Origin of the sequence: Pseudonocardia sp. KRD291 (assembly GCF_019263595.1) — a bacterium.
Lineage (GTDB): Bacteria > Actinomycetota > Actinomycetes > Mycobacteriales > Pseudonocardiaceae > Pseudonocardia.
Genome location: NZ_JADQDD010000258.1, coordinates 1 through 8949, shown reverse-complemented (window position 1 = coordinate 8949; position 8949 = coordinate 1). Strand labels below are relative to the sequence as shown.

At 73.7% G+C, this 8949-nt stretch carries 9 protein-coding genes and 1 pseudogene; 5 read left to right on the top strand and 5 right to left on the bottom strand.

What is annotated here, in order from left to right; genetic code table 11:
* Nucleotides 1-272: pseudogene (locus tag I4I78_RS26045) on the top strand (hypothetical protein); the annotation flags it as partial.
* Here the strand turns inward: I4I78_RS26045 and I4I78_RS26040 are convergent.
* On the bottom strand, nt 250-576 hold the full coding sequence (locus tag I4I78_RS26040) for a hypothetical protein (protein WP_218614133.1): 327 nt from the start codon (nt 574-576) through the stop codon (nt 250-252). The pseudogene I4I78_RS26045 and the gene I4I78_RS26040 overlap by 23 nt on opposite strands.
* A gap of 224 nt (nt 577-800) precedes the next feature.
* On the opposite strand from I4I78_RS26040, the gene I4I78_RS26035 reads away from it, so the two are divergent.
* The gene (locus I4I78_RS26035; protein ID WP_218614132.1) at nt 801-2819 is read left to right on the top strand and encodes a protein meaA; all 2019 of its coding nucleotides are present in this window, start codon (nt 801-803) and stop codon (nt 2817-2819) included.
* A 6-nt stretch (nt 2820-2825) separates the two neighbouring features.
* Here I4I78_RS26035 and I4I78_RS26030 read toward each other — a convergent pair whose 3' ends face one another.
* The 3 genes from I4I78_RS26030 to I4I78_RS26020 are packed head-to-tail and all read right to left on the bottom strand — an operon-like array spanning nt 2826 to nt 5660.
* Nucleotides 2826-3938 (bottom strand): hypothetical protein, encoded by a 1113-nt coding sequence (locus tag I4I78_RS26030; protein WP_218614131.1) that lies wholly within the window; start codon nt 3936-3938, stop codon nt 2826-2828.
* A gap of 13 nt (nt 3939-3951) precedes the next feature.
* On the bottom strand, nt 3952-4845 hold the full coding sequence (locus I4I78_RS26025; protein WP_218614130.1) for a transporter substrate-binding domain-containing protein: 894 nt from the start codon (nt 4843-4845) through the stop codon (nt 3952-3954).
* 41 nt (nt 4846-4886) lie between these two features.
* Nucleotides 4887-5660 (bottom strand): enoyl-CoA hydratase-related protein, encoded by a 774-nt coding sequence (locus I4I78_RS26020; protein ID WP_218614129.1) that lies wholly within the window; start codon nt 5658-5660, stop codon nt 4887-4889.
* A gap of 93 nt (nt 5661-5753) precedes the next feature.
* Between I4I78_RS26020 and I4I78_RS26015 the strand changes: the two genes are divergently transcribed.
* Entirely contained in the window at nt 5754-6488 is a 735-nt protein-coding gene (locus tag I4I78_RS26015) for a TetR/AcrR family transcriptional regulator (RefSeq protein WP_218614128.1), read from the top strand.
* 30 nt (nt 6489-6518) lie between these two features.
* Nucleotides 6519-7766 carry a cytochrome P450 gene (locus I4I78_RS26010; protein ID WP_218614127.1) on the top strand — a complete coding sequence of 416 codons (1248 nt, stop codon included), beginning with the start codon at nt 6519-6521 and terminating at the stop codon, nt 7764-7766.
* Between the two features lie 10 nt (nt 7767-7776).
* On the opposite strand, the gene I4I78_RS26005 is transcribed toward I4I78_RS26010, so the two are convergent.
* On the bottom strand, nt 7777-8274 hold the full coding sequence (locus I4I78_RS26005; RefSeq protein WP_218614134.1) for an NUDIX hydrolase: 498 nt from the start codon (nt 8272-8274) through the stop codon (nt 7777-7779).
* Between the two features lie 95 nt (nt 8275-8369).
* Here I4I78_RS26005 and I4I78_RS26000 point away from each other — a divergent pair.
* On the top strand, nt 8370-8949 hold a 580-nt coding region (locus I4I78_RS26000), incomplete at its 3' end, for a YafY family protein (protein ID WP_218614126.1).

The window sequence follows — 8949 nt, the reverse complement described above, 5'->3', positions numbered from 1 at the left end:
CGGTCGTGGCCGGGACGCTGGCGATGCCGGTCCGCCGGTACGCCCGGTACACGGTGATCGGGGCCGTGGTGTGGGCCCTGGTGTACGTGGGGCTGGGCAGCGCGGCGTCGGCGGCGGTCCGTGGCTCGGCGCACCTGCTCGGGCCGACGGTCACCGCGGTGGCGGTTTCCGGGCTCGCGGTCGCCCTGGTGGTGCGGACGGTCCACCGGAGGCGCGCGGCGCGAGCGGAGGCCGCCGAGGCGTCGGTCCCTACTCCAGGGCGCCGCGGCTGAGCACGACCCGGGCGTCCTTGACCTCGTCCCGGAACACCAGCAGGCGGTAGCCGTCGTCGCCGGCCCGGGAGACGGTGGACCGGATGCCCTGCTCGGCGAGCCGGCGGCGCAGGACCTGGGCGGCGGGCTCGGTCGGCACCCGGGAGACCTCCTCGAGCAGGCCGTCGTTCACCGGGTCCGCCGGGTCGTTCACGGGAGGCCGCCGGGAGTTCTGGGTCCCGAACGTCCAGCGCAGCAGCGATGCCATCACGACGAGCACGACGGCGGCCCCGCCGTACTCGATGAGCGACGGGGGCACGTCCATCCGACGATTGTGCGCGCTGCGCCCGGTCGCCGCCGCCGGGGCCCGGCATCTCACGGCCGCCCGGCCCCCTGTCCGGACGGAGGGGCCGGATCGATCCAGTGCGAACTTTCCCGTGCAGTTCGCGTAGTTTCTCGACCACTGTGGTGTGACGCGCGACGACCGGGCCGTGCTGCGCGCCTACTCGCCGGTAGGATCTGATTCCGTCAACGACGCGGAGGTGTCCGGTGCCGTACCCGACCGATCGTGAGCGCGACCGCCCCTGGGTGATCCGCACCTATGCGGGGCACTCGTCGGCGGAGAAGACCAACGAGCTCTACCGGCGGAACCTGTCCAAGGGTCAGACCGGGCTCTCGGTCGCCTTCGACCTGCCCACCCAGACCGGCTACGACCCGGACGACGAGCTGGCCAAGGGCGAGGTCGGCAAGGTCGGGGTGCCGGTCAGCCACATCGGTGACATGCGCACCCTGTTCGAGGGCATCCCGATGGCCGAGGCCAACACCTCGATGACCATCAACGCCCCGGCCATGTGGCTGCTCGCGCTCTACGTCGCCGTCGCCGAGGAGCAGGCGGAGGCGCAGGGCCTGGACTACGCCGACGTGCGCGCGAAGCTCGCCGGCACCACGCAGAACGACATCGTCAAGGAGTACCTGTCGCGGGGCACCTACGTGTTCCCGCCGGCGCCGAGCCTGCGCCTGATCACCGACATGGTGGCCTGGTCGGTCACCGAGATCCCCAAGTGGAACCCGATCAACATCTGCAGCTACCACCTGCAGGAGGCCGGGGCGACGCCGACCCAGGAGCTGTCCTACGCCCTGTGCACGGCGATCGCGGTGCTGGACTCGGTGCGCGACTCCGGGCAGGTGCCGCCGGAGAAGTTCGGCGACGTCGTCGGGCGGATCTCGTTCTTCGTCAACGCGGGCCTGCGGTTCGTCGAGGAGATGTGCAAGATGCGGGCCTTCGCCCGCCTCTGGGACGAGATCACGAAGGAGCGCTACGGCGTCGAGAACCCCAAGCAGCGACGCCTGCGCTACGGCGTGCAGGTCAACTCGCTCGGGCTGACCGAGGCGCAGCCGGAGAACAACGTCCAGCGGATCGTGCTGGAGATGCTCGCGGTCACGCTGTCCAAGGACGCCCGTGCCCGTGCCGTGCAGCTGCCGGCCTGGAACGAGGCGATGGGCCTGCCGCGGCCGTGGGACCAGCAGTGGGCGCTGCGGATGCAGCAGGTGCTGGCCTACGAGACCGACCTGCTCGAGTACGAGGACATCTTCGACGGCAGCCACGTCATCGAGGCCAAGGTCTCCGAGCTCGTCGACGGCGCCCGGGCCGAGATCGACCGGGTGCAGGAGATGGGCGGCGCGGTGGCCGCCGTCGAGAGCGGCTACATGAAGGGCGAGCTGGTCAGCTCGCTGGCCGAGGGCCGTCGTCAGCTGGAGTCCGGCGAGCGCGTCGTGGTCGGTGTCAACAAGTTCGACACCACCGAGCCCAGCCCGCTGCAGGCCGAAGGCGCCGAGGCGATCTTCACCGTCGACCCGGCGACCGAGAAGGGTGCGATCGAGGCGATCGGCAGGTGGCGCGAGGCGCGCGACGCCGGCGCCGTCTCCGAGGCCCTGCGGGCCCTGCGCGACGCCGCGAAGACCGAGTCCAACCTGATGCAGATCTCGATCGACTGCGCCAAGGCCGGCGTGACCACCGGCGAGTGGTCCGGCGCCCTGCGCGAGGTGTTCGGCGAGTTCCGGGCCCCGACCGGGGTGTCGGCGGCGGTGTCGACCGGGGAGGCCGCGGTGGAGATCGCGGACGTGCGTGAGCGGGTGCGGGCGACCGGCGAGGAGCTCGGCTCGCGGCTGCGGCTGCTGGTCGGCAAGCCCGGCCTGGACGGGCACTCCAACGGCGCCGAGCAGGTGGCAGTGCGGGCCCGCGACGTCGGGTTCGAGGTGATCTACCAGGGCATCCGCCTGACGCCGGCGCAGATCGTCTCGGCGGCGGTGCAGGAGGGCGTGCACGCGGTGGGCCTGTCGGTGCTCTCCGGCTCGCACCTGGAGGTCGTGCCGTCGGTGGTGCGCGGGCTGCGCGACGCCGGCTCCGACGACGTGCCGGTCGTGGTCGGCGGGATCATCCCGCCGGAGGACGAGAAGAAGTTGCGCGAGGACGGCGTGGCCGCGGTGTTCACGCCGAAGAACTACCAGCTCACCGACATGATGGACGAGCTGGTGACGCTGATCCGGGGAGCCAACGGGCTCGGCTGAGGGTCCTCAGGCCTCGTCCTTCTCGCTGCCGCGCCTGCGCAGGAACGTGAAACCGGGGATGCCGCTGATCGCCTGGCGGACCTCCTTGAGCACGTCGAGCAGCTCGTGCACGTCCGGTCCGACCCGGTCCAGGGTGGCCAGGATCGGCAGGATGTCGGTCTCGACGCTCTCGGTCAGGGCCGGCAGGTGGTCGACGAGCTTGATCGCGGCCTGGACCTCGGCCTCGGAGAGCTCGTCGACGAACCGGTTCGCCAGCGGCGCGGCGCGCTTCGCCATCGGGACGTAGAGGTCGAGCAGCTCGGTCGCCGTCGAGCTGGCGCCCGAGGCCGACTCGACGACCTCCCCGGCGCGGGTGGCCACGGCGTTCGCGGCCCGCACGACGCCGGTCGCGTCCTCGGCCACCCCACCGACCCGGGCGACGAGCCCGGTGGCGTCCTCGGCGACGACCGAGACCCGGCGTACCAGCCCGGAGGCGTCGTCGGCGACGGCGTCCACCCGGGCCACGAGCCCGGTCGCGTTCTCCGAGACGACGGACACGCGCTCCACCAGCCCGGTCGCCTCGTCCGAGACCACCGAAACGCGCTTGACGAGCCCGGTCGCCTCGTCGGCGACGGTGGACACGCGCTCCACGAGCCCGGTGGCGCTGTCGGCGACCACGGACACCCGGTCGACCAGCCCGGTGGCGCTGTCGGCGACGGTCGAGACGCGGGTGACGAGGCCGGTGGCGTCGTCGGCGACCCGGGAGACGCGGGCGACGAGCCCGACGGCCTGGTCGACGACGGGGTTCACCCGGCCGACGAGCCCGGCCGCGTCCGCGGCCACGTCCTGCACGTGCACGACGATGCCGGTGGCCTCGTCCACCACGGAGTCCACCCGTTCGATCAGGCTGCCCGCCCGCGACGCGACGTCGTCGACGCGGTCGAGCAGGCCGTCGACCCGGTCGGCGATCGTGTGGATCCGCCCGACCAGCCCGGTGACGTCGTCGAGCAGGTCGACCGCCCGGGACGGCAGTGACCCCACCACCTCGGCCGCCTCGCCGGTCCAGCCCACGACCGTCGCCGCGCCGGACAACACGTCGGACGGTCCCGGAACCCTCAGCCCGGCGATGCGCAGTGCCATACCGGCGATCCTGTCAGGATGTGGGCGAGCGGGCACACAACGACTCGGTCGTCAGGCCCGGCGGGGGCAGGTTGTCGGCGGTGAAGCCGAACGGCGCGGTCAGCTCCAGCCAGCGCCCGGAGGACTGCAGCGCGGACAGGCCCTGGTCGAACGCGGCGCGGAACCCGGTGTCCTCGGAGCGGAACGCGAACCCGCCCGCGCTCAGGGCCGGCTTCCCGTCGACCAGCGGGTAGAAGCCCCGGGTGACCTCGACGTCGGTGGCGGCGTTGCGGCGGACCTCGTCCAGCAGCGAGATCCGGGTCAGCGCGGCGACCTCGACGGTGCCGTCGGCGACGCCGCGGTAGAGCGCGCTCTGCCCGTCGAACGTCGTCATCTGTGCGTCCGGGATGCCCGCGGCCAGCGCGTACTCCTGCTCCACGCCGCCGTCCAGCACCCCGAGCGCGGCACCGCTGCGACGGACCCCGGCGAGGGTCTGCAGGCCGCGCGGGTTGCCGGAGCGCACGAGCAGCCCGGTGGCGGCCACGAAGTCGGGCCGGGAGAAGCCGACCTGCTGACAGCGCCGCGGAGTGATCGACAGGCCGACCGCGATCATGTCGAACCGCCCGTCGCGCAGGCCGTTGACCAGGCCGTCGAAGGCCACCTGGACGGCCACCAGGCCGCGGCCGCCGAGACCCTCGACGACGGCGCGGGCCACCTCGGGGCTCTCCCCGGTCGCCCGGCCGGAGGAGTCGGTGTAGCCGAAGGGCCGCTCGCCGGCCAGTCCGATCCGGAGGTCGCCGCCCGACCGCAGCCGCTGCAGCGGATCGCCCTCGGAGCGCCCGCACCCGGTGACCGCGGCGCCGCCCAGCACGGCCGCGCCCGCCCCGGCCAGTCCCAGCAGGCGCCTGCGCGTCAGTTCCACGGTCATGACAGACGGAGCCTAGGTGATGGGTCCCCCCCCGGGGCGATCTAGTCCGTCCACTCCGGGTGGCGCTTGTCCAGGAACGAGGCCATCCCCTCGCGTGCGCCGGGGCTCTGCGACATCGAGGCCATCACCTCGGCGGCGATCGCGTAGGCGTCGGCCTCGGGGCGGTCGAGCTGGGCGTAGAGGGTCTGCTTGCCGACGGCCTTGGAGAAGCGGCTGCCGCGGGTGGCCCGGGCCAGCAGGTCGTCGACGCGACCGTCGAGCTCGCCGTCCGGGACGGCGTAGTTGACCAGGCCCCAGTCGGCGGCGGTGGCGGCGTCGACCGCGTCCCCGGTCAGCGCCATCTCCATCAGCCGCTTGCGGCCGATGGTGCGCGCCACCGGGACGGCCGGGGTGTGGCAGAACCAGCCGCCCTTGCCGCCGGGCAGCGCGAACGTCGCCGACTCCGCGGCCACGGCCAGGTCGCAGGACGCGACGAGCTGGCAGCCCGCCGCCCAGGCGGTGGCGTGCACCCGCGCGACGACCACCTGCGGCACGTCCTCGACGGTGCGCATGACCCGGGTGCACAGCCGCAGCAGGTCCCGCACGCCGGCCAGGTCGCGCGCGGCCACGTCGCCGAAGTCGTGCCCGGAGGAGAAGGCCTTGCCCTCGCCGGCCAGCACGATCCCGGTCGCCTCCGAGCGGCCCGCGGACTCGAACGCGTCGAGCAGCTCGCGCAGGTGGCCCTCGGTGAGCGAGTTGCGGCGCTGCGGGCGGTTCATCGTGATCCGCACGGTGTCGCCCTCGTTCTTGACCAGCAGGTGTTCGTAGTCGGCCATGGTGGCAACGGTATCTCGACACCCGGCGCGGCCGGGTCTACCGTGACCGCATGACCAGATTTCGAATCTGGTCATGGCGTCACGGAGGTAGGGATGACGGCGGTACCGGCGGGACCGGAGGCGGACGAGCGGGCCGACCGCGTGCTCGACTCCGCCGCGGAGCTGTTGCTGCGGTGGGGCTACCGGCGGGTGACGATCGAAGACGTCGCGCGGCACGCCGGGATCGGCAAGGGCACCGTCTACCTGCACTTCCGCACCAAGGACGCGCTGTTCCTGACCGTGCTGCTCCGTGCCGGGCGCCGGATCTTCGCCGAGCTGGCCGAGCGGATGGAGGGCGACCCGGCCGTCAGCCTGCCCTGGGGGATGGTCCGGTTCGTCTACGAGCTGCTCCAGGGCGACGACCTGGCCCGGGTGCTCTACCTGGGTGACCCGGAGGTACTCGGCCGGCTGGCCCAGGAGGCCGCGGGGACGCTCGGCGAGCTCGGCCGTCGCCGGGACGAAGCGGTACGCGAGCACTTCGGGCTGCTGCGCGGGGCCGGGCTGGTGGCCACCGACCTGCCGCTCGACGAACAGGTGCACGCCTACGGCGCGGTCACCACGGGCTTCTTCTTCGCCGCCGGTACCCCGCCCGAGGCGGACCCGTTCGCCCCCGCCGACCCGGCGCGCCGCGCGGCACTGCTCGAACACACGCTGCGCTCGCTGCTGCGCGGCCCCGCCGATCCCGCCGCCGACCCCGCCGCCGTCACCGCGCTCGCGCCCTCGGTGGCGGCCCTCTACCGCCCGCTCGTCGCGCACATCGACGCCGAATGGCAACGCCGCGCCCGGTGACCCCGGGCGCAGAAGGAGAAGGGGAACCCGATGACCACCACACCCGTGTCCGAGCCGGTCGACCTGTTCGCACCGGACCTGCTCTCCGACCCCTACGCCGGCTACGCCCGGCTCCGGGAGCAGGCGCCGGTGCTCACCGCCAGCATGATGGGTGGCCCGCCGATGTGGCTGGTCACCCGCTACGCCGACGTGCGCACGGTGCTCACCGACCCGCGCTTCGCGAACGACCCGGCGACCGCGGGCGGGCCGGACATCCGCGCCGCGCTGATGGCGAAGCTCGGGCTGCCCGACGAGATGGCCGACTACCTCGCGCAGAACATCCTCAACTCCGACGGCGCCGACCACACCCGGCTGCGCAAGCTCGTCTCGCGCGCGTTCACGGTGCGCCGGGTCTCCGAGCTGCGCCCGCGGGTGGAGGAGATCGCCGCGACGCTGCTGGACGACCTCGCCGCGGCCGGTGCCGGCGGCACCCCGGTCGACCTGGTGGAGGCGTTCTCCTACCCGCTGCCGATCACCGTGATCTGCGAGCTGGTCGGGATCGACGAGCCGGAGCGCGCGCAGTGGCACCGCTGGGGCCGTGACCTGTCGGGGATGGACCGCGACGCGATGCCGGTCGCGCTGCGCGAGATGGTCGCGCACGTGCAGGACATGATCGCGCGCCGGCGGGCCGAGCCGGCCGACGACCTGCTCACGGCGCTGGTGCAGGCCCAGGAGGACGACGGGGACCGGCTCACCGACAAGGAGATGGTCACGATGGTGATCGCCCTGGTGATCGCCGGGCACGAGACCACCGCGCACCTGGTGAGCAACGCGGTGCTCGCGCTGCTGTCGCGGCCGGACCAGCTCGACCGGTTGCGCGCCGACGACACGCTGTGGCCGCAGGCGGTGCACGAGCTGATGCGCCTGCGCGGGCCGGTGCAGATCCTGCAGACCCGCTACGCGGTCTCCGACGTCGAGCTGGGCGGGACCACGGTCCCGGCCGGGGCGCCGGTGCAGGCCGTCGTCGTCTCGGCCAACACCGATCCGCGCGAGTTCGCCGACCCGGACCGGCTCGACGTCGAGCGGGAGGCCGGGCGCGGCGAGGGACACCTCGGGTTCGGGCAGGGCGCGCACTACTGCCTGGGGGCGGCGCTGGCGCGCCAGGAGGCGGAGGTGGCGCTGCGCGCGCTGTTCACCCGCTTCCCGGACCTGCGCCCGGCGGTGCCGGTCGAGGAGATCCGCTTCGTCGAGCGGCCCGGTTTCCGGCGGGTCGAGGCGCTGCCGCTGACCGGGTTCTGATGTCCCGCCCTCAGCGGGGGAGCCGGGCGTCGTGCAGGCGCAGCAGCGTGTAGGCGGCCAGGCTCTGCGCGTCGGTGATCTGACCGCGGGCGATCATGTCGTCGAACTCGGCGTGGGTGAACCAGGCCGCCCGCATGTCCTGCTCGCTGTGCTCGCGTCGCGGTGGGCCGGCGGTGAGCTCGGTGGCCAGGTAGACGTGCCCGCGCTGGCTGGTCAGCCCGGGAGCGGCGTCGAGGGTGCCGAGGCGTTCCATCCGCCCGGCGCTCAGGCCGGTCTCCTCGGCCAGCTCGCGCACGGCCAGCTCGGCGGGGTCCTGGTCGGCGCGGTCCGGCGCGGTCCCGGCCGGGAACTCCCAGCGCCGTTCCCCGACCGGGTAGCGGAACTGCTCGACCAGGTGCAGGCGGTCGCCGTCGCGGGGGACGACCAGGGCGTAGGTGGGCTTGTCGACGACGCCGTAGACGCCCTCGCTGCCGTCCGCGCGCCGGATGCCGTCCTCGCGGACGGTCATCCAGGAGTTCGCGTAGACCTGCCTGCTGTTCAGGGTCTCGATCGCGGGCTGCACGGCCACACTCTGCGCGGCGCCGGTGCGGCACGATCACCGGGGTGCGCGCATCCCGTCTGGTGACCCTGCTGTTCGTGCTGCAGCGCCGCCGCGCGGCCACCGCGGCCGAGCTGGCCGCGGAGCTGGAGGTCTCCGAGCGCACGATCTACCGCGACGTCGCCGCACTGACCGGGGCCGGCGTGCCGCTGTGGACCGAACCCGGCCCGTCCGGCGGGATCCGGCTCGTCGAGGGGTGGCGTTCGCGTCTCGACGGGCTGACGGCTCCGGAGGCGGCCGCGATCCTGGGCGTCGCCGCGCCCCAGGTGCTGGCCGACCTGGGCCTGAGCTCGGCACTGGCCGGGGCGCAGGCCAAGCTGCTCGCGACGCTGCCGGAGCCGCTGCGTGCGCACGCGGCGATGGTGGCCCAGCGCGTGCACGTCGACGCCCCGGGGTGGTTCCACACCCCGCGCGAGGTGACGGCGCTCTCGACGGTGGCCGAGGCGCTGTGGTCGCAGCACGTCCTGCACGTGCGCTACCGGCGCGGGGCGGGGGAGCGGGCGACCGAGGTGGAGCGCACGATCGAGCCGCTGGGCCTCGTGCTCAAGGCGGGGGTCTGGTACCTCGTCGCGGCCGGGTCCGGTG

What these genes read in the sequence shown, in the direction of transcription:
- I4I78_RS26040 (WP_218614133.1), bottom strand. Translation starts at nt 576, where the DNA reads ATGGACGTGCCCCCGTCGCTCATCGAGTACGGCGGGGCCGCCGTCGTG.
- I4I78_RS26030 (WP_218614131.1), bottom strand. Translation starts at nt 3,938, where the DNA reads ATGGCACTGCGCATCGCCGGGCTGAGGGTTCCGGGACCGTCCGACGTG.
- I4I78_RS26025 (WP_218614130.1), bottom strand. Translation starts at nt 4,845, where the DNA reads ATGACCGTGGAACTGACGCGCAGGCGCCTGCTGGGACTGGCCGGGGCG.
- I4I78_RS26020 (WP_218614129.1), bottom strand. Translation starts at nt 5,660, where the DNA reads ATGGCCGACTACGAACACCTGCTGGTCAAGAACGAGGGCGACACCGTG.
- I4I78_RS26015 (WP_218614128.1), top strand. Translation starts at nt 5,754, where the DNA reads ATGACGGCGGTACCGGCGGGACCGGAGGCGGACGAGCGGGCCGACCGC.
- I4I78_RS26010 (WP_218614127.1), top strand. Translation starts at nt 6,519, where the DNA reads ATGACCACCACACCCGTGTCCGAGCCGGTCGACCTGTTCGCACCGGAC.
- I4I78_RS26005 (WP_218614134.1), bottom strand. Translation starts at nt 8,274, where the DNA reads ATGACCGTCCGCGAGGACGGCATCCGGCGCGCGGACGGCAGCGAGGGC.